At 58.6% G+C, this 19,185-nt stretch carries 22 protein-coding genes; 17 read left to right on the top strand and 5 right to left on the bottom strand.

All coding sequences use genetic code 11. The features are described 5' to 3' along the window. Window positions 1-48 precede the first annotated feature (48 nt). Window positions 49-1,080, top strand: a complete 1,032-nt coding sequence (locus BLQ12_RS01005) for a glycosyltransferase family 9 protein (protein WP_092207384.1) — start codon at window positions 49-51, stop codon at window positions 1,078-1,080. On the opposite strand, the gene BLQ12_RS01000 is transcribed toward BLQ12_RS01005, so the two are convergent. The 3 genes from BLQ12_RS01000 to BLQ12_RS00990 all read right to left on the bottom strand — a co-directional run bounded on the left by BLQ12_RS01000 (window position 1,052) and on the right by BLQ12_RS00990 (window position 4,289). After that, entirely contained in the window at window positions 1,052-1,846 is a 795-nt protein-coding gene (locus BLQ12_RS01000; protein ID WP_092207382.1) for a glycosyltransferase family 2 protein, read from the bottom strand. The two genes, BLQ12_RS01005 and BLQ12_RS01000, sit on opposite strands and share 29 nt — an antisense overlap. A 90-nt stretch (window positions 1,847-1,936) precedes the next feature. After that, a complete protein-coding gene (gene kdsB, locus BLQ12_RS00995; RefSeq protein WP_092207380.1) occupies window positions 1,937-2,689 on the bottom strand; it encodes a 3-deoxy-manno-octulosonate cytidylyltransferase in 753 nt (250 codons plus the stop codon). A 331-nt stretch (window positions 2,690-3,020) separates the two neighbouring features. Beyond that, complete coding sequence (locus BLQ12_RS00990; RefSeq protein ID WP_092207378.1) at window positions 3,021-4,289, bottom strand: 3-deoxy-D-manno-octulosonic acid transferase; 1,269 nt, start codon at window positions 4,287-4,289, stop codon at window positions 3,021-3,023. 414 nt (window positions 4,290-4,703) lie between these two features. Here BLQ12_RS00990 and BLQ12_RS00985 point away from each other — a divergent pair, with 414 nt between their 5' ends. The 3 genes from BLQ12_RS00985 to BLQ12_RS00975 are packed head-to-tail and all read left to right on the top strand — an operon-like array spanning window position 4,704 to window position 6,301. Then, window positions 4,704-4,874, top strand: a complete 171-nt coding sequence (locus BLQ12_RS00985; protein WP_092207376.1) for a Trm112 family protein — start codon at window positions 4,704-4,706, stop codon at window positions 4,872-4,874. Between the two features lie 3 nt (window positions 4,875-4,877). Continuing rightward, the gene (locus tag BLQ12_RS00980; RefSeq protein ID WP_092207374.1) at window positions 4,878-5,411 is read left to right on the top strand and encodes a DUF4416 family protein; all 534 of its coding nucleotides are present in this window, start codon (window positions 4,878-4,880) and stop codon (window positions 5,409-5,411) included. Window positions 5,412-5,419: 8 nt separating this feature from the next. After that, the gene (locus BLQ12_RS00975) at window positions 5,420-6,301 is read left to right on the top strand and encodes a YicC/YloC family endoribonuclease (protein WP_175469411.1); all 882 of its coding nucleotides are present in this window, start codon (window positions 5,420-5,422) and stop codon (window positions 6,299-6,301) included. A 2-nt stretch (window positions 6,302-6,303) separates the two neighbouring features. Here the strand turns inward: BLQ12_RS00975 and BLQ12_RS00970 are convergent, their stop codons facing one another. Next, window positions 6,304-6,489, bottom strand: coding sequence for a hypothetical protein (locus BLQ12_RS00970; RefSeq protein WP_092207370.1), 186 nt, complete (start codon window positions 6,487-6,489; stop codon window positions 6,304-6,306). 24 nt (window positions 6,490-6,513) lie between these two features. Between BLQ12_RS00970 and BLQ12_RS00965 the strand changes: the two genes are divergently transcribed. The 13 genes from BLQ12_RS00965 to BLQ12_RS00905 all read left to right on the top strand — a co-directional run bounded on the left by BLQ12_RS00965 (window position 6,514) and on the right by BLQ12_RS00905 (window position 15,830). Next, the gene (locus BLQ12_RS00965) at window positions 6,514-6,789 is read left to right on the top strand and encodes a DUF370 domain-containing protein (RefSeq protein WP_092208119.1); all 276 of its coding nucleotides are present in this window, start codon (window positions 6,514-6,516) and stop codon (window positions 6,787-6,789) included. Window positions 6,790-6,807: 18 nt separating this feature from the next. Then, on the top strand, window positions 6,808-7,383 hold the full coding sequence (gene gmk, locus BLQ12_RS00960; RefSeq protein WP_092207368.1) for a guanylate kinase: 576 nt from the start codon (window positions 6,808-6,810) through the stop codon (window positions 7,381-7,383). Next, a complete protein-coding gene (gene rlmB, locus BLQ12_RS00955) occupies window positions 7,383-8,165 on the top strand; it encodes a 23S rRNA (guanosine(2251)-2'-O)-methyltransferase RlmB (protein ID WP_092207366.1) in 783 nt (260 codons plus the stop codon). The genes gmk and rlmB overlap by 1 nt, the downstream gene beginning before the upstream one ends. Window positions 8,166-8,395: 230 nt before the next feature. Further along, window positions 8,396-9,217 (top strand): ComFC family protein, encoded by an 822-nt coding sequence (locus BLQ12_RS00950; RefSeq protein WP_092207364.1) that lies wholly within the window; start codon window positions 8,396-8,398, stop codon window positions 9,215-9,217. A 17-nt stretch (window positions 9,218-9,234) separates the two neighbouring features. Then, on the top strand, window positions 9,235-10,041 hold the full coding sequence (locus BLQ12_RS00945) for a nitrilase-related carbon-nitrogen hydrolase (RefSeq protein ID WP_092207362.1): 807 nt from the start codon (window positions 9,235-9,237) through the stop codon (window positions 10,039-10,041). An 83-nt stretch (window positions 10,042-10,124) separates the two neighbouring features. Continuing rightward, window positions 10,125-10,886 carry a peptidoglycan editing factor PgeF gene (gene pgeF / locus BLQ12_RS00940; protein WP_092207360.1) on the top strand — a complete coding sequence of 254 codons (762 nt, stop codon included), beginning with the start codon at window positions 10,125-10,127 and terminating at the stop codon, window positions 10,884-10,886. A 26-nt stretch (window positions 10,887-10,912) separates the two neighbouring features. After that, a complete protein-coding gene (locus BLQ12_RS00935; RefSeq protein WP_092207358.1) occupies window positions 10,913-11,704 on the top strand; it encodes a dihydroorotate dehydrogenase electron transfer subunit in 792 nt (263 codons plus the stop codon). Between the two features lie 27 nt (window positions 11,705-11,731). Further along, entirely contained in the window at window positions 11,732-12,772 is a 1,041-nt protein-coding gene (selD, locus tag BLQ12_RS00930) for a selenide, water dikinase SelD (protein WP_092208117.1), read from the top strand. A 261-nt stretch (window positions 12,773-13,033) separates the two neighbouring features. Continuing rightward, window positions 13,034-13,252, top strand: a complete 219-nt coding sequence (locus BLQ12_RS00925; protein ID WP_092207356.1) for an AtpZ/AtpI family protein — start codon at window positions 13,034-13,036, stop codon at window positions 13,250-13,252. A gap of 18 nt (window positions 13,253-13,270) precedes the next feature. Further along, the gene (locus BLQ12_RS00920; RefSeq protein WP_092207354.1) at window positions 13,271-13,657 is read left to right on the top strand and encodes an ATP synthase subunit I; all 387 of its coding nucleotides are present in this window, start codon (window positions 13,271-13,273) and stop codon (window positions 13,655-13,657) included. 2 nt (window positions 13,658-13,659) lie between these two features. Next, on the top strand, window positions 13,660-14,352 hold the full coding sequence (atpB, locus tag BLQ12_RS00915; RefSeq protein ID WP_092207352.1) for a F0F1 ATP synthase subunit A: 693 nt from the start codon (window positions 13,660-13,662) through the stop codon (window positions 14,350-14,352). Between the two features lie 92 nt (window positions 14,353-14,444). Beyond that, entirely contained in the window at window positions 14,445-14,717 is a 273-nt protein-coding gene (atpE, locus tag BLQ12_RS00910) for an ATP synthase F0 subunit C (RefSeq protein WP_092207350.1), read from the top strand. 333 nt (window positions 14,718-15,050) lie between these two features. Next, complete coding sequence (locus tag BLQ12_RS00905; protein ID WP_092207348.1) at window positions 15,051-15,830, top strand: FHA domain-containing protein; 780 nt, start codon at window positions 15,051-15,053, stop codon at window positions 15,828-15,830. A gap of 444 nt (window positions 15,831-16,274) precedes the next feature. Here the strand turns inward: BLQ12_RS00905 and uvrA are convergent, their stop codons facing one another. Continuing rightward, window positions 16,275-19,118 (bottom strand): excinuclease ABC subunit UvrA, encoded by a 2,844-nt coding sequence (gene uvrA / locus BLQ12_RS00900; protein WP_092207346.1) that lies wholly within the window; start codon window positions 19,116-19,118, stop codon window positions 16,275-16,277. Window positions 19,119-19,185 lie beyond the last annotated feature (67 nt).

The following is a 19,185-nucleotide window of genomic DNA, read 5'->3' as shown; positions in this document are numbered from 1 at the left end:
GGGTCTTCCCCAATTTGAGTCTTACTTGTTGCGTGTCTGGAATTAGTGATGAATAGAATTCTCGTCGTCCGAAACGATAAAATCGGTGATTTTATGTTGGCGTGGCCAAGTTTTGCCATGCTCAAAGCCTCCCTTCCGGAGTGTCGGGTTGCCGCCCTGGTCCCTAAGTACACGGCTGATTTGGCGCGTTTGTGCCCGTGGATTGATGATGTGATCATCGACCCCACCAAGACGGCCCCTAAATCTAAGCGGAAGGCCCTGGTGGAAGAGATCAGGGGGTATGGATTTGACGCATCAATCAACCTGTTTTCCACGACGTACAATGCCCTTCTTGTGTGGAAGGCCGGGATTCCCTACCGCCTGGCACCGGCGACCAAACTAGCCCAGGTCTTTTATACGCGCCGCATCACGCAGCGGCGTTCCAAGTCGGCAAAGCCGGAGTCTGAATACAATCAGGACCTGGTGCGCAGCTTTCTTGCTGACAGGAAACGTTCCGTCGTCGAGGTGCAGCAGCCCTATTTAAGGTTTTCCCAAGGTCAGCTTGAATCGCAGCGGCAGAAACTTGCCGAACAACTTTCCATACGTGTGGATACGCCATGGGTCTTTGTGCATGCGGGCTCGGGGGGGTCTGCCAACAATCTTTCTTTGGAACAGTATGCAGCGCTGATAAGCGGGCTCCCCGCCCACTGCGATGTGGTGTTGACCGCCGGTCCGGGGGAAGAGGAAAATGCGAAAAAACTGCGTGGTATTGCGGAAGAGAAGGGCAGGCATACTGTGTTGTACGATAAAAACGATGGGCTGGTCGATTTTACGGCAGCCATTGCCTGTGCGGGACTGTTTATCGCAGGGTCCACGGGGCCCCTTCATATTGCCGGGGCCTTGGACGTCCCTACCGTGGGCTTTTTTCCCCGACGGCGCTCCTCGACCCCCCTTCGGTGGAAGCCCCTCAATTCGGACGGTCGGCACCTTGCCTTCTGCCCGCCGGAAGGCGGCGGCTCAGAAGGCGAGACGGACATGGGCCGCATCGACATCCAAGGGGCCCTGGCGGAGATTAATCCCTGGGCCTCTCCGTTTTTGTGATGATCCATAAATCGGCGTATTTTACGAACGTGGAATGCGCCGACAGCAGGGAAAGCAGAAACCCCTGTCTGCCATCCAGAAACCCCACCTTGAGAATATACATCTTTAAAAAGCAGCCCAGGGCATGGAAGATGCCCTGGCCAAGGCTGGTTTTTTTTCCCCGTGCGTTTCGTTGGTCTGCCCAGGCCTTGGCGTATCCAGCCGATTTTACCAGATAGTGATGAAGGTCTTTGTAGGTGTAATGAATGGCATCTCCGGCAAGGTTTTCAACATTCATTTCTTCGGTGACCTCCACCTTTTCGTGGACCAGCGAGTCGTCGTAACGCGTCAGTTTGGTAGGGTATAGCCGGACGACTCGATCCGGGTACCAGCCGCAGTGCCGGATATACCGCCCGAACACCCAACTCAACCGGGAGATGCGATACACGGTTGAAGGGGCGTTTGCCGCAACCGCCCCTTCAATACTGGCGCGAAGTTCCGGGGTGACGCGTTCGTCCGCATCAAGCCACAGGATAAAATCCGAACTGACATGCTCCTGGGCGATGCGGCGCTGAGGGCCGAACCCGGGCCAGGTGTCGTGGACAAAAAATTTATCGGTAAATTGCCTGGCCACATCCTCGGTTGCATCAGTGCTGCCGGAGTCGAGGATGACGATTTCATCGACCCAGCCCTCAACGGTCTTCAGGCAGGCGCAAAGGTTGTCCGCTTCATTTTTAACGATGACCGCAACGGCAAGGGTCGGTGTTGTTCGGGAATGTTCAGGCATGGGGTGGTTTCACTTTTTATGGAATGCGTGATTGGGGTTGTGCAACACAGGTGAAGAGGTTGCCGTCCGTAACCTAAATGGAGTGTGCGCCTACTGTTCGGGCGTTTGCCGGAGAAGGTCCTCCACGATGGGGATATCATCGGGATGGTCCACCCCAAGGCTTTGGTGGCAAGTGATGCCGACATGCATGGGAATACCGTTTTCAAGGAGCCTGAGCTGTTCCAGTTTTTCCACCTGCTCAAGGGTGCCTTGGGGAAGGGTGGAAAACAGTTCCAGGGTTTCCATGCGGAAGGCGTAAAGCCCCACGTGGCCCAGGTACCCGTCAAAGTCTTCATCCCGGGGGTAGGGGATGGGGGCGCGGGAGAAGTAAAGGGCGCGCTGCGCCTCATCGGTGACCACCTTCACGCGGTTGGGATTTTGGGCCTCCCCTGCGGAGATGGGGGTGGCCAGGGTGGTGACCCGGATGGACGGGTCGGTGAAGAAGGGGGCGGTGAGCTCGGTGAGCATGGCCGGGGCAAGGGCCGGCTCGTCTCCCTGAATGTTGACGATGACGGCATGCTCCGGTGCGTTGATGGTTCTGGCCGCCTCAAGGACGCGGTCGGTGCCGCTGTGGTGAGCGGCGGAGGTCATGACCACGGGCACGCCTGCTTTTCTTGCCGCCTCGTAGATACGGTTGTCGTCGGTGGCCAGGAGAACCCGGGTGATGGACGGACAGCTTGAGGCCCGCTCGTAGACGCGTTGGAACATGGGTTTACCGGCAATAAGGGCCAGGGGCTTTCCGGGGAACCGAGAGGAGTCGTAGCGTGCCGGAATGATGCCGATGCATGGGATGGATGAGGGCATGGGGTATCTCTATTGAAAATAGTTAACATCACGGCGTGACCGTCTCGGTCGCGTCCGGGGAACGTGGCGTCGCCCCACGTATGCTCTCTGTGGCGTGCTGGCCATGGGAAATCAGGATCGAATACCTCAATGGTGTTCTTCGGTTTCAGCACGCATTATCGTTGTTGCAGGGCAGTATACCACCCCTTTTCGGCCAGGTGAAGGCTTGTTGTCACGGCGGGTGTGCGTGCCTGAGGTGGTGCCGGATATCGGGGATAACCATTCAGCTGCTACCGTTGCCTAAAGGCTATGGCGCGGCAAGCTGCACACACATTCCGGTTTTATCCGTTTATTACAGCCCCGCCAGGCGTGTGAGATGCTTGCAGGTGGCTGCCGTGCCTCCGCGGCGGGTTGCGATGAGGCTTTCGAATCGCTTCAGGATTTTGTTGTCACCCCGGGGCTCCCGGGCAAGGCGGACAAGGTGTTCGGCGGCTTCGCCCGTGGTTGTGCAGAGGATCAGCAGCCCTGCGTTCCTGAGGTCGTCTCCTACCCAGGCGAAGTTGCTGTAGGAAGGGCCCATGACAGGGATAAGGCCCGCGGCAAGGGGTTCTAGCATGTTCTGGCCGCCCAGGTCTGCAAAACTGCCGCCGACAAAGGCGGCGCGGGCACAGGAGAAGGCCCCTCCCATCTCGCCGAACCGATCCCAGACAATAAGGGAGGTGGCGGTATCCAAGGACCGGCAGCAGGACCGCTTAGCAGGGGCCAGGTGCCTGGCCTCAAGGTATAGGCACAGGGGCTCCACCCTCTCCATGTGGCGAGGGAACCAGGCGATGAGGGCGCTTTTGTCCCGTGCAAGGATTTCTCGGCACATGTCTGCCACTGCGTCTTCTTCCTCTTCCCGCACGGAGGCCAGAAGGTAGATGGTACGTGCTTCGGCTCCGGGAAACAGGGACGGCACCGGAGCAGCGGGCTCATCCAGGGACGGGATTCTGTCAAATTTGATGTTGGGTATGACCTCAACCGGGGTGCTCGGAAAGAGCCGGGACAGCCGCTGGGCGTCTTCCGGGGAGATGGCTGAGATGAAATCCGGGGCCAGGGGCGCCAGCAAGCCTTTGGCGCGGGCATAGCCCTTAAAGCTTGACGGGGTCAGGCGGCCGTTGACGATGGCAACGGTTGTCCCGTGCTTTTTTGCTGCGGCAAGCATTCCCGGCCAGAGTTCAAGCTCTACGAGGACAAGAAGCCGTGGGGCCACCTGTTGAAACGCCTTGTCCATGAGGCTCGGGGCGTCAAAGGGGGCGTAGCAGGCTGTCGCCCTCGGGGCTTCGATGTCGGCGAGCCGTTTTTCAAGGACCTCCAGCCCCTGGCGGGTGTGGGTGGAGATGAGAATGGAGGGGGCTTCCGGGCCGGACAACTCCGCCACCAGTTCGGCTGCGATATACGCTTCTCCCGCGGATGCGGCGTGGATCCAGATGTCCGAGGGGGTGAGCCGATTCTCCATGAGGGTGCGCTGGTCATACCCTTCCTTGAGGCGCTTGTGGTTTCGCGTCAGGGGCACGGCAGCCTTCCAGAGGAGGTTGTAAGCCGAAAGGGTAAGGCCTGTGACGAATCGAGAAAGGGTCATGGATGACGGGCTCCGGGGTGGCGGCAGGGGCCTGCGGTCACCGGAAAAGGGTTAAAGGTCACAACAAACCAGTCATGATAAGAGAAGCGGTTGGGTGTGTCAATTTAAATGGGAATTGCATGGGGTTGACCCATCTGGTATAGATATGAATTTGTAGGAAAAGGGTGGGGAACTCGCAGGGATCCATCGAACAACACACCATGTGGTGAAGGGGCAACCCGCTTATATCTTAGGCCGATATCGGCCCGGGGAGAGGCCTTCCCGCGGAACCCTGTCTGCCTACGTTTGCTCGAGTCCTCTGCCTGCTCCGGCCGGATTTTTCACGTACGAGCCGTGAGGCCTGTGGTCCACAGGTTGTGTGTTTAACGACTCGCGATGATATCAATACACCACACATTAGGATTGGATAAACACATGACGATTTCTCAGGAACTCATCGACATTCTGGCGTGCCCGAAGTGCAAAGAGAAGGTGGAACTCAATGAAGCCGGAGACGGCCTGGTGTGCGGGGCCTGCAAGCTTGTCTATGAAATCAGGGATGGCATTCCCGTGATGCTGGCCGAAGAGGCCAAGCCCCTTTCGTAAGCCATGCGACCGGCAGAGATGTTGCCTGCAAAGCTGGTTATCGGCGTGCTTACGGAGGAGAAGGGCCTGTTGCCAGGCGTCGCAGGCGCCCTGGTGGATCGGTTCGGTCCTGCGGATATGGTGAGCTGCTGGATGCCCTTCAGTGACACCTCGTACTACGAAGCGGAAATGGGCGGCCCTCTTTTCAGGCGGGTCTTCTCCTTTTCCCGGCTCGTCGGCCAGGAGACCCTGGCCGATATCAAGGGGCGTACCAACGCCCTGGAAGATGCATTTTCAATCAATGCAAGGCGGAGAGTGAATATCGATCCCGGGCTTCTCCTGAACGCCCGGTTCCTGTTGGCAACGGCCAAGGATCATGCCCACAGGGTCTGCATCGGCAAAGGGATCTTTGCGGATCTGACCCTGGTATACAGGGCGGGGGCGTTTCGTCCTCTTCCCTGGACCTTTCCCGATTACACCGAGCCGTTGATGATTGATTTTCTGACAGATGTCCGCAGGCGATACGACGCCTTGCTTCATCACACATTTAAGGAATGAATACCCCCATGGTTAAAAGCATGACCGCCTATGCGCGGGCGGAGAAAATGGACGGCAGCGTTACGGCCGAAGTGGAACTTCGCAGTTACAACAGCCGCTTTTTGGATACCCACATCAAAGTTCCCCACGGTTACAGCCGGTTTGAAGAGAAGGTGCGCGGCGTGATCGCCTCTCGCCTTGAGCGCGGCCGGGTGGAAACCCGTGTGGTGATCCGCAACGAAGCCGATGATGCCATCGCCTATGAGGCGGATACGGCCAAGGCCCGTGCCTATGGCGTGGCCTTGAAGGAAGCGGCCGAGGCCGCGGGAATCGAGGCAGCCGTCACCCTGGATCAGCTTCTGCACATCAACGGCCTGGTGGTTCCCAAAGAGATCGAGACGGATTTCGATCACCACTGGCAGGTGGTGGAGGGGTGCCTGACGGAAGCCCTTGAGGGGCTGGACGCCATGCGGGCCAAAGAGGGCGGGTTCCTCGCCGATGACCTGAATGAGCGCCTGGCCATCGTAGAGAGCTCCCTTGATGCCATCGAGGAAGGGGCCGGTGCCCTTCCGGCCATCTACCGGGATCGCCTCATGGATCGCATCGCCACCCTCTGCGGCGGAGCCGTGGAGGTGGACGAGGCCCGTATCGCCCAGGAAGCGGCCCTTCTGGCAGATCGAAGCGATATCTCCGAGGAGATCACCCGGGCCCGGAGCCACATCGTTCAGTTCCGCGCCATCATGGCAGGGGACGCGGAGGCGGGCAGAAAGCTGAACTTTCTTCTTCAGGAGTTCAACCGGGAGTTCAACACCATGGGCTCCAAAATCGGCAAGGCCGATATTGCCCACACCATTGTCTCGGTGAAATCCGAACTCGAAAAGATGCGCGAGCAGGTTCAGAATATCGAGTAGGATCATAAAAAAAAGCCTTCGGCCGCCCTGCCGGGGACCAAACTTTTGAAAAGTTTGATAAACAGCTTTAAAGTGATTTTATGAAAATCTTCGCGAATGCTTTCTCCCCGAGAAACGAGGGGGGGAGAGCATTCGCAACCTGGGGTCCAGGGGATCATCCCCTGGCCGCCGGAGGCTGTCTTTTTCATGCACTTTATCCTTTGGAAATGATTATGGAACAACAGGCGTTATTGAATATCGGTTTTGGGAGCAGCGTGGTGGCGGAGCGTGTCATTGCCATTGTCTCTCCCAACTCGGCACCCATGAAGCGGTTGAAGGACGACGCCAAGGATGACAAGCGGCTGGTGGACGCCACCCACGGCAGGCGGACCCGTTCCATCATCGTGATGGACAGCAACCATGTGATCCTTTCGGCCATCCAGGCGGAAACCATCTCCCAGCGCTACGCCCAGCTCAGGGACGGTGGGAAAGAGGAGAAGGCCGAGTAGGCCGTCTCAGGAGAGATTTTGAAACGACGAGGCAATATCTATATCGTATCGGCGCCGTCGGGTGCCGGAAAGTCCACTTTGTGTCAGGAACTCCTCACGGTCTGTCCCGACATCACTTACTCCATCTCCCACACCACCCGGGCTCCCCGGGGGGGGGAAGAGGATGGAAGAGACTATCACTTCGTTACCCGCGAGGCCTTTCAGGAGCGCATCGCCAAAGGTCTCATGGCCGAGTGGGCCGAGGTGCACGGCAACTATTACGGGACCTCTCTGGAGACCCTGGAGGCGACCGTGGCGCAAGGGATCGATGTGCTTCTGGATATCGACGTGCAGGGTGCCCGTCAGATGTGTGAAGCACTCCCTGAGTGCGTGACCATCTTTATCATGCCCCCGTCTGTCGACGAACTTCGGGCGCGCCTTGAAAAACGTGGGACCGACTCCCCTGAGACCATCGAAAAACGCATGGCAAATGCCGTGGGTGAGATGGATCAGCGTGATTTTTACCGCCATGTGATCGTCAACGATGACCTGGCAGAGGCCGTGGCCGCCTTTGTGGCTGTGGTCAAGGGATGCCGTGAAGGGGTGAATGCCTGATGAGACAGCAAAAACAGGGGAAAAGGCCGAAGCCTTCAGCGGATCTGCTGTATGGCATCAACCCCGTCATGGAGGCCTTGAAGGCGGGCAGGCGACAGATTCGCCAGTTGATCCTTGCCTCGGGCCGTCGGGACCGGCGGGTGGATGAACTGGAGTCCCTTGCCCAGTCCAAAGGTGTGCCGGTCAAGCGGGTGGACGCAGAGGCCCTTGAAGGGCTTTGCGGCACCGGTCATCATCAGGGGGCAGCCCTTGACGCCGGCGCCTTGCCCGGCATCGCACCGGAAGATTTGATTCAGGTGGCGGAAAAAAAAGGGGAAGAGCCCTTTCTTGTGCTTCTGGACAGCATTGAGGACCCCCGGAACCTGGGGGCTATCGTGCGCACGGCCCATTGTGCCGGTGCCCACGGGGTGGTGGTGCCCAAGGATCGGTCGGCCCAGCTCACCTCCCTTGTGTCCAAGGCGTCGGCCGGGGCCCTGGAGCATATGCCCGTGGCCGTAGTCACTAACCTGGCCAAGGCCATGGAGGAGCTCAAAGAAAAAGGGCTCTGGTTTGCGGGCCTTGACGCCGATGGGGACAGCTCTCTTTTCGGGGGCGATTTTACGGGCCCTGTGGGCATCGTGGTGGGGAGCGAAGGCAAGGGGCTGCGTCCCCTCGTCAAAAAGGGGTGCGATTTTATCGTCTCCATTCCCCTGAAAGGCGCGGTGGACTCCCTTAACGCCTCGGTGGCGGCCTCCCTTGTGATGTATGAGGTGGTGCGCCAGAGAGGCGGCTCAGAAAAATGAGCGGCCAAGTCATGTAAAAATGCCTCCGGCGGCCCTGTCGGAGGCTAAGGCTTTAAAAAGTTTAACAAACAGCTTTGAAAAAACAGATTCAAGGCAATCTAAATTCAAGGCGAATGTGATTTTTCCCGAGGAACGAGGGGAAAAGCGCATTTGCAACCTGCTTTCGAGGTGGCACACCTCGCCGCCGGAGGCATGTTTTTTCCTCATGTTGACCAGGAAAAGGGGGCTGGATGCGGTGGCGGTGGCTTTCGGCTTTGGCGCTCATGGTGAGGCGCCTGGTGTATCCTCCCCGGTGCCGGGTGTGCGGGGTGCTGCTTCCCTGGGAGCGGGTGGGCGGTTCGTCGAGTCTCCACAGTGGGGATTTGGCCTCCATGTTTCACGGGGAATTGTGTCACGTGATGTGCGCGACCTGCCGTGCGGGGGTGCAGGAGCCTTCTGGGCAGCGGTGCACGGCCTGCGGGCAGCCCCTTTCAGGGGTGGTCTTCGATCCTCCTTTGTGCGGGCCCTGTATGGACCCGGACCGACCGCTTCTTCGCATGACGGCCCTGTATCTTCACGACGGCGGACCCGCCATGGCCGTGCGGGCGTTAAAGTACAAAAACAAGAGAGCTCTGGCGCCCCCCATGGGGCGCCTTCTTTTTGCCCGGGCCCTCCGTGCGCATCTGGACGGGGAGGCGAAAAGGTGGGATATTGATCTTGTGGTTCCGGTGCCCCTGCATGGGAAACGGCTTAAGGCCCGGGGGTTTAACCAGGCGTCTGTGCTTCTGGCCGCCTTTGAAAAAGAGGCGGGTCTTCGGGTGTGTCATCGCCTGCTGCGTCGCAGGCGGCCCACCACCCCCCAGGCCGGGCTCTCCCGAAGGGCGCGCCTGACCAATGTAAAGGGGGCCTTTGAGCTGGCTCCCGGGCGGATGGTTGAGGGGTTGAAGGTACTTCTGGTGGACGATGTTTATACCACCGGTTCCACCCTGGCTGCCTGTGCAGCCCTGTTAAAGAGGCACGGGGCCACCGAGGTCTCAGCCCTGGTTTTTGCCAGGCGGGATATGACACACTAATGTGAGGAGCGGTTGAGATGAATCCAGCGGTTGTGGTCGGCGTTGTTCAGTATGATGTGGTGGAGGGAGGACTTGAAGCCAACCTCACGCGGGCCTTTCATGGGCTGATGAAGCTTGCCGAGGCAGGGTGCCACCTGGCGGTGCTTCCGGAGATGTGGAGCTGCGGGTTTGATACCAAAAACCTTGGCGCCATGGCCCGGGAGACCCCGGAGATTCTGGCCCGTCTCCAGGCCTTTGCCGCTAGGGAGAAGATGGTGGTGGCAGGCTCCCTTCCCGAAGAGGTGGACGCAGGGGTGGTGAACACCCTGTATGTGGTTGACCGGGACGGTGAGGTAAAGGGTGCGTACCGAAAGCTCCATCTTTTTTCTCCCACGGGGGAGGACCATCACTTTGCCGCGGGCAGTGAAACGGTGGTGGTCGACACCTCCATCGGGCGGCTGGGGCTCATGATCTGTTACGATCTGCGGTTTCCGGAGCTGGCCCGGGGGCTGGTCCTGGAGGGGGCAGAGATTCTTGTGGTTCCGGCCCAGTGGCCGGCGGCGCGCCTTTTTCACTGGGAGACCCTGCTTAAGGCCCGGGCCATGGAAAACCAGTGTTTTGTGGTGGGGGCCAACCGGGTGGGCCGGTCCGGCAACCTGATTTACAAGGGCGCCTCCCAGGTTGTGTCGCCTTTGGGGGATGAGCTGGCCCATGGGGGGAGTGCCGACGGCGAGGTGGTGGGCGTCATGGAGTCAAAGAGCATGACCACGGCCCGGGAGCACGTTCCTTGTCTTGAAGAACGGCGCCCCATGTGTTACAGCAGGCGATTGACAGAAAGAGCATGATGTGTGCGGTGTCATGGGTTTTCTCGACGGGGTCTCCGCACACCGGCATGTGACGAACCCACGTTGATACAGGGGAGGTCTCCATGGAGCGAAGGTGTTCAGGCGAACTGGTTTACGATTGTTTTCCCGCTCTTTCCAGTGTGTCCTGGCTTTTTCACGGATGTTTTACACGCAAGGGCGGCGTGAGTACCGGCCCGTTTCAGGGTCTCAATGCCGGGGTCTCCTCCGGCGATGACGGCGAGTCGGTGGCGGCCAACCGGGAGGCGATCCTCCGGGAGAGCGGTGGCAGTGACCTTGTGGTTCTGTCCCAGGTCCACGGCAACGCCGTGCATGTCCATGCCGGACCCGAGCTTGGGCCGGTGGAAGCAGACGCCGTGGTGACGGACCGACCCGGAGCCATGTTGACCATCCTCACCGCCGACTGCCAGGCCGTGGTTCTCGTGGACCCCGTGAGGAAGGTGGTGGCCAATGCCCATGCCGGGTGGCGCGGCAGCGTGGCGGGGGTACTCTCTGCCACCGTTTCTGTAATGAAAGACCGCTTTGATTGCCGCCCGGAAGACCTGCTGGCCGGTATCGGCCCTTCCCTGGGGCCCTGCTGCGCTGAATTCGTGCATTACAAAAAAGAACTCCCGAGGGTGTTTTGCACCCATCGGGTGGGGTTCAACCATTTTGATTTTTGGGCCATCAGTCGGGATCAGCTGTGCGATGCCGGCCTTGCAGCCTCAAACATTGCAGCAGCCCAGCTCTGCACCCGATGTGACGAAGAACACTACTATTCATACCGGCGGAGTCACACAACCGGCCGGATGGCAACGGTTATCGGCATCAAGCCGACAGCTGCTTAATTCTATCGACAACCAATGGAATCACGATGAAACTTAGCGATTGCACCCTGCTATGGAACCGGGAAGTGAGCCCCGGATATTACCACATGGGCCTTGAGGCCCCGGCGCGTTACACAGAGGCCCAACCGGGACAGTTTGTCATGCTCAAGGCGGAAAAAGGCGGGACCCTCCTGCGGCGCCCCTTCTCCATCCACGATGTGACAACCCGTGACGGCAAGACCGTTGTGACCCTTCTTTATAAGGTGGTGGGCCCCAACACCCGGGTGTATGGCGCCATGAAGGAGGGCGAGGTGCTCAGCATGCTCGGGCCTTTGGGCAACAGCTTTACCGAGCCTGAGGCCGGAGAGGCCACCTTCCTTGCAGGGGGCGGCATCGGCATTGCCCCCATGCTGCTTCTGGCCAGGCGCATTCTGGCGGCAGGAGCATCGCCTTCAGACCACACGGTCTTTATCGGCGGGCGTACCAGAGGCGATGTGTTGGCTGAAGAGGCGTTCCGTGAGCTCGGCTTTCCCGTTGTGGTGACTACAGACGACGGGTCCGCAGGAGAGAAAGGACGTATCACAGAGCCCATGGCCCGCCTTCTGGGCGAGAAGGGGCCGGCCAAGGTGTATGCCTGCGGCCCACACCCCATGCTGGTGGGGGTTGCCGACCTGATGGAAGGGCACTCTGCGCTGTGCGAGCTCTCCCTTGAGATCATCATGGCCTGCGGCATGGGGGCATGCATGGGTTGTGTGGTGGAGGCCAGCGGCGACGACGCGCCGTATCGACATGTCTGCATCGACGGTCCGGTGTTTGACGCCCGAACCATCAAGGTATAGGGGCAAGGAGGGGCTGTGACGGACAAATTGAAGGAGATACGCCTCACCGAGAAGGTGAAGGCGGCCGGTTGAGCGGCCAAAGTGGATCCAGGGGTCCTGGATCGCGTGGTAAAGGGGTTGAAGGTTATCAGTCCTCCCGAGCTTCTCGTGGGGGTGGAAGGGGCCGATGACGCCGGGGTGTACCAGCTTAATGAGGAGACGGCACTGATCCAGACCCTCGATTTTCTGACGCCGGTTACCGACGACCCGTATGATTTCGGTCGCATCGCCGCGGCCAATTCCCTGAGCGATGTCTACGCCATGGGCGGGCGCCCGCTGACGGCCATGAACATTGTCTGTTTTCCCACGGACAGCCTGCCCGAGGCCGTACTGGCCGAGACCCTTGCCGGTGGCCTGGAGACCATCCATGAGTCCGGTGCCTGCCTTGTGGGGGGGCACAGTGTGGACGACAACGAGTTCAAGTACGGTCTTTCTGTGACCGGCGTCGTGCACCCGGATCGCCTGCTTACAAACGGCGGGTCACGTACCGGCGATGCCCTGATCCTGACCAAGCCCCTGGGAAGCGGCCTGTTGTCCACGGCCATCAAAGGACAGGTGGCCGGGGCCGAGGCCTCCCGTCGCCTGGTTCAGGTGTGCGCCACCTTGAACAAGGGGGCCGCCGAAGCCCTTGAGGCCTTTCATCCCACGGCCTGCACCGATGTGACGGGGTTCGGCTTTGCCGGGCATGCCCTGGAGATGGCGCGGGGCGCGAAAAAACGATTTGTTGTGTCCGCCTCCTCCCTTCCGGTGATGGAAGGAGCCCTGGGCTATGCGGAGATGGGGCTGCTCCCGGCCGGAGCGTATCGAAACCGCGATTTTTGCGGGGCCTCGGTTGTGGTGTTCCCATCGGTACCCCGAAATCTTGCGGACCTTCTCTTTGATCCCCAGACTTCAGGAGGGCTCCTGATCACCCTGCCGGCCCGTGAGGCCGGGCCCTGCCTTGCCGCCATGACCGATCTGGGCGTGGAGGCTTCCATCGTGGGGGAGGTGGCCGGGGAGTCCGGTTGCGGAAGCGTAGAGTGCGTCTGATCCCGGTGGGTACATGACGGCTTTCGGGCTGGAGAAAAAAAGAGAAGGAATCCCCGGGGGCTGTCCCGATCAGAGGGGACAGCCGTAGTCGGGGATTTTAGGATGTACCTGAATGTCTCATGGGTTGCGTGATATAAGTCTTTAAAAACTATGATGTTCAGTGCTCTTTAAAATTGACTTTCAGCAATTCGCGTGATAGGTGAATCAAGGCTGAGTTGGCTTCCGTTATGTCTTGTGCTGCGGGTTCGAGGAAGGAACATCATGAACAAAGAGATTGCTCAGATACTCAAGGAGTTGTCGTATTACAGCAGTCTGGGGCTTCAAGTTGCCATCTCGATACTGCTGGGCGTCGGCTTTGGTATTTTTCTGGATCGGTTTTTCGGGACGACACCTGTGCTGATGCTTATCTTCCTCGTTTTGGGTATTGCTGCCGCATTTCGGAATCTTCTTCTGGCGGTCAAAAGAAGCAAAAAACTGTAGGCGAACTGGGAGATTGACATGGGGGTGCAGCAGAGAATTTTAGGGTTCGTTACACGGGCCAATTGGGTGCTTCTCGCCCTTGCGGCGGTGATGGGACCCATTTTTTTTCCTGCTGATGTGGCCATGGGCCTTACCTGCGGCGCCCTCATCGTGACAGCCAATTTTCACCTCCTTTCCCGCACTCTGGAAAAGGGGTTTCGTCCCAGGCAGCTCGCATCGGGGAATGTGATCCTGGCAAAGTACTATGTCAGGTTTTTGATAAGTGCGGTTATAATCTTTTTTCTCATTTCAAAGCACCTTGTGGACCCGCTGGGGCTCATTCTCGGACTCTCTGTGGTCGTGGTGAGTGTAACCCTGGCAACGGTGTGCGAATTGATGAAACTCATCTTTAAGGAGGCGGTGTAAGGATGGCACATCCCTTTTTGTTCCTGGTTGATTTCTTTGATGTCAATGGGGCTCTTTATCATTTTGCTCACACGTACCCCCATGTGATGTACACGTGGCTGGTGATGATCCTGCTTGCAGGCTTCGGCTTTGTTGCAGCCCGCAAGCCCGCTCTGGTACCCACCAAGGGGCAGAACTTCTTTGAAATCGTCATCGGCGGGCTGGAAGATTTTCTCGTGGAGACAGTGGGTGAGGAGGGGCGGTGGTTTACACCCCTTGCAGCCACGATTTTCATTTTTATTTTTGTCTCCAACATGATCGGTCTGGTGCCGGGATTCTTTCCCCCCACCGCCACCTTGAACACCACCGCAGCCTGTGCCCTGGTGGTGTTTTGTTTCACTCATTACATCGGCGTGAAGTATCACGGCATAAAATACGTGAAGCACTTCATGGGACCTGTCTGGTGGATGGTTCCCCTGATCATGCCCATTGAGATCATCGGTCATCTGGCAAGGGTTCTCTCCCTCTCGTTCCGTCTTTTCGGCAACATGATGGGGCACGAACTGGTCCTGGGGATCCTGTTTATGCTGGCCGGCCTCTACTTTGCTCCTCTGCCCATCATGGCCCTGGGGATCTTTGTTGCCTTTGTTCAGGCCTTTGTGTTCTTCCTTCTCTCCATTATTTACTTTCAGGGGTCTCTGGAACACGCACATTGATCGGCATTGCTCAACCTTCGGATTACACGGCTTATACATTGGGATAATGGAAGAAGCCGAACACCAATACATTCTACATTAAGGAGAAACAAATGGAAGCATTACAGTTCTTCGTGGTCAGCTCTTTTTCAGCCGCACTTGCCATCGCCATCGCAGCTTTCGGTTGTGGTATCGGCCAGGGTATGGGTCTTAAAGCCGCCGTTGAAGGGATTGCAAGAAACCCCGAATCTTCCGGTAAAGTAACTGTAACCATGCTCATCGGTCTTGCCATGATCGAATCTCTTTGTATTTATGCTCTGGTTATCGCACTGATCCTGATCTATGCGCATCCCCAGGCTGCTGCCATCGCAGGGCTTCTCGGTTAATTCCGAGAGACCGCGGTGTCTCTAAGGGAATTTAAAGGGCCGGATCGTTTATTCAACGATTCGGCCCTTTTTTTTATCCCGCTGATGGCCAAAGGTTGTTTTTTCGAGATATCAGGTGCTTGTGGCGGCCCGGAAAGATCCCCTTGACCCTCTGAAAGCCAATCATATATAGTATGTAAGGTGAAGGGATAAGCCCGGAGAGCTCGCAGAGCCGGCAGGGCATGATCCCTTTTTTATCGGCTGCATCCATTTCTAAGCATCCTTATTCCCCAACCATCCCATCGCAACCCGCATTCCGGCGGGGGTGGTGCTGTCATCCTGGAGTCCTGACCCATGCCGTTTCTGATATTGAAATACCAGGGAAAAATGATCCGGCAATACACCGTGGAGTATGGTCGCCCCTTGTCCATCGGCCGCAACGAAAAGAACGATATCATCATCGGCAACCTGGCCGTCTCCGGTTTCCATGCCCGGGTGGAGTTTCGCGAGAACAACGTGGTGGTCTCGGACCTTGAGAGCAAGAACGGCACCTATGTCAACGGGACCCGCGTGAAAAAAGCCACCCTGTCAAACGGCGATGAGCTGGGGGTGGGCAAGCACCAGCTTCTCTTTTCCGAACATCGGGCAGATGTCACTTTCCATGAAACGCCCCTGACGGCCACAAAGGCGGGCAGCCTGGACGTCACCATGGCCATCGATACGTCGGATCTTAAAAACGGCAGGCAAAAGGGGATGAAGGGCATTTCAGCCAAGCCATTGCCTATCCTTGTGTTTAAAAAGGGGGGCAAGGGGCGCATTGAGCTGGGGAATCGGTACACCCGCATGGGAAGCGCCCGTTCAAACGAGGTGGTGGTCAAAGGGTTTCTCATGGGCAAGCGAGCGGCCACCGTGGTGAGGCGCGATGACGGGTACTACCTGAACCACGTCTCCGGCCTTGTCAAGCCCAGGCTCAACGGCACCAAGGTCGGCAAGGAGCCGGTGAAACTGACCCATGGGGACACGGTGACCCTGGGGCAATCCAACCTTCGCTTTCTCTCCAAGGTGCGCATGCGAAAGGTGGATGGAAGCCCCCTGGATGCAGAGGCTGAAGCATCCGCCGGCACAACGGCCTGACCGCAGGGTCCCACAAAATTATTTAGCTCTAATAAAGAAGCCTCCGGCGGCAAGGTGTGCCATCTTGAAAGCAGGTTGCGGATGCGTTTTGCCCCTCGTCCCTCGGGTCAAAGCACATCCGCCTTTAAGGCGAAATTCAATCAGGTAGTTTTTTAGGGGGGCAGGTTTGTTAGATTTTTTGTAACTATTCAGCTTGCCTCCGGCGGGTCGCTTTTTTGAAAAAAAGCTCCGCAAAAAACGTTTCTAATGTGAAAAAGTGGAACTTATTTCGGCGGAGCCTGGAAAGGCTTGCTTAAGACCTGTTTGTCAAACCCGGTTTTATAAATCAGGCTAAACGTTTGGCCCCCGGCAGGGACGCCGGAGGTATACGCTGAATAGGTACAGATGTTGTATGGTAAGCCGTCTCACCCGAAAAGGGGTGGGACGGCTTTTTTTGTTGTGACGTCAAGGGCGCGGGGGAAGGGATTCTTTCAGGTAGCGCCCGGTGATGGACCGGGGGTTGGCGGCCACCTCTTCCGGGGTGCCCATGGCCACGATGTCGCCGCCGCCTTCGCCGCCTTCAGGCCCTAAGTCGATGACGTGGTCGGCGCATTTGATGACATCCAGGTTGTGTTCGATGATGAGGATGGTGTTTCCCGCATCCACAAGCCGGTTGAGCACCAGCATGAGTTTCCTGATGTCCTCCAGGTGAAGTCCGGTGGTGGGTTCGTCAAGGATGTAGACGGTGTGGCCGCCCCCTTTTTTGGACAGCTCCCTGGCAAGCTTGATTCGCTGGGCCTCTCCCCCGGACAGGGTGGTGGCGGACTGGCCGAGGTGGATATAGCCCATGCCCACCTCAATGAGGGTTTCCAGCTTGGCCCGCAGCACGGGGTAGCTTTTGAAGAATTCAAAGGCCTGGTTGACGGTCATGTCCAGGACATCGGCGATGCTTTTTCCCCTGTAGCGTACGTCAAGGGTGTCCCGGTTGTAGCGTTTTCCGGCGCAGACATCGCAGGGGACATAGACATCGGGGAGAAAGTGCATCTCGATTTTGACGATGCCGTCTCCCTGGCAGGCTTCGCAGCGCCCACCCTTCATGTTAAAGCTGAACCGTCCCTGCTTGTAGCCTCGCTCCTTTGCTTCCTTGGTTTTTGCAAAGATATCCCGGATGGCGTTGAAGAGCCCTGTGTAGGTGGCGGGGTTGGATCTCGGGGTTTTGCCGATGGGGGACTGATCAATGCCGATGACCCGGTCCACCAGGGGCAGGCCCTCAAGGCGGGAGTACTCACCGGGGCGTTCTTTGGCTCCGGACAGTTTCTGGGAGAGGACCCGCTTCAAGGTGGTGAGCACCAGGGTGGACTTGCCCGACCCCGAGACCCCGGTGACACAGGTGAGGGTCCCCAGGGGAAAATCAACGGTGACGTCTTTTAAGTTGTTGGCGCAGGCCCCGGAGAGGGTCAGGCAGCCCTTTTCATGGGGGCGGCGCACCAGGGGGGGCTCGATGCCCCTGCGACCCGAAAAGTAGAGGCCGGTAAGGGAGTCGTCACAGGCGGTGATGCCGGACGGTGGGCCGGAGTAGACCACCTGCCCTCCCCGGATACCGGCGGCAGGCCCCATGTCGATGAGGTGGTCGGCGGCGTAGATCGTGTCGGTGTCGTGTTCCACCACAAGGACCGTGTTGCCAAGGTCCCTGATTTTTTTCAAGGTGTCGATGAGGCGCCTGTTGTCCCGTTGGTGCAGGCCGATGCTGGGCTCGTCCAGGACATAGAGGACTCCGGAGAGCTTTGACCCGATCTGTGTGGCCAGGCGGATGCGCTGGCTCTCGCCGCCCGAGAGGGTGGAGGCGCCCCGGGAGAGGGTGAGGTAGGAGAGACCCACATCGGTAAGGAAAGTGAGGCGGCTTTTGAGTTCCCGCAAGATGGGGTCGGCCACCAGGGCTGTCTTTCCCTCAAAGGAGAGGGTCGAAAGGGTGGCAAGGGCCTTTGCCACGGACATGGCGGTGATGTCTGAGATGGCGTGGCTGTTGATGCGAACCGCCCGGGCCAGGTCGTTAAGCCGTGAGCCCTTGCAGGCGGTGCAGGGGCGATGGGTCATGAACCGGCGTACATCTTCTTTTTCCGATGCGGTGGTGGCGTCGTCCAGGCGCTTTTGAAGGGCCGGGATCACCCCTTCAAAGGGGGTTTCGTAGGTGACCCGGCGTCCCTTTTTTTCAAAGTAGAAGGGGATGGCTTCCTTGCCGGAGCCCTTCAGGATCACCCGTTTAAACGAGGCGCTAAGATCCCTGAACGGCGTGTAGATCGAGGTGCCGTAGTGGTGGGTGAGGGCGTCTAAAAATTCGGCGAATTGCACAGAGCTTCGCGATGCCCAGGGCGCGACGGCCCCCTCCCGAAGGGAGAGGTCTGCATCCGGCACAATGAGCTGAGGATCAAAGCCCTCCGTGGTGCCCAAGCCACCGCATCGCTGGCAGGCTCCCAGGGGGGAGTTGAAGGAGAAGGAGGCCGGGGTGTAGTCGGGCAGGGTGATGCCGCACTCCGTGCACCCCTTTTCTTCGGAGTAAAGGATGGTGTGTCGAACGGAGGAGCTCCCCTCGGCAAGGAGGTCGATTCCTGCCTTGCCCCCTGCGGTGCGGGCAGCAAGCTCAAGGGAGTCTGCAAGGCGATTTCGCATGCCCTCTTTGATGACGATGCGATCGATGATCACGTCAAAGGGGCACTCATCCACGCGGAACCCTTCGGGGAGGTCGTCGAGTTCGTAAAGCCGGGTCCCCACGCGGATACGTGAGTACCCTTCGCGCCTCAATCGCCTGAGCATGGCCGCTGCTGCATCGGGGGCCGTGGCGGGAAGGGGGGCCGTCACCAGGATGCGCGTGCCCATGGGTTCGTCAAGGACCTCTCCGATGATTTCGTCCAAGGAGCGAAACCCCACCTCTTTGCCGCATGTCGGGCAGTGCGGGGTGCCGGTCCTGGCAAAGAGAAGTCGCAGGAAATCGTAAATCTCCGTGACTGTCCCCACCGTGGACCGGGGGTTGTGGGAGGAACTCTTCTGCTCAATGGCAATGGCCGGCGAAAGCCCGTCGATGAAGTCCACATCGGGTTTTTCCATCTGCCCCAGAAACTGGCGGGCGTAGGTGGAGAGGGACTCGACGTATCGCCGCTGGCCCTCGGCGTAGAGGGTGTCAAAGGCCAGGGACGATTTCCCTGAACCCGACAGCCCGGTGACCACCACAAGGGCATTTTTGGGAAACGAGACGTCGATGTTTTTCAGGTTGTGCTGCCGGGCACCGGATATTGTGATCTCGGGTTGAACCATGGTGTGTTTGCTTCCTGATGAGGGGCATGGTGCGCCACGGTGACGTGGCGCGTTAAATGGCCGTCCG

The sequence above is a fragment of the Desulfoluna spongiiphila genome (assembly GCF_900101345.1).
GTDB lineage: Bacteria > Desulfobacterota > Desulfobacteria > Desulfobacterales > Desulfolunaceae > Desulfoluna > Desulfoluna spongiiphila.
The sequence above is the reverse complement of the archived record's forward strand: the minus strand, read 5'-3'. Positions and strand labels throughout refer to the sequence as shown.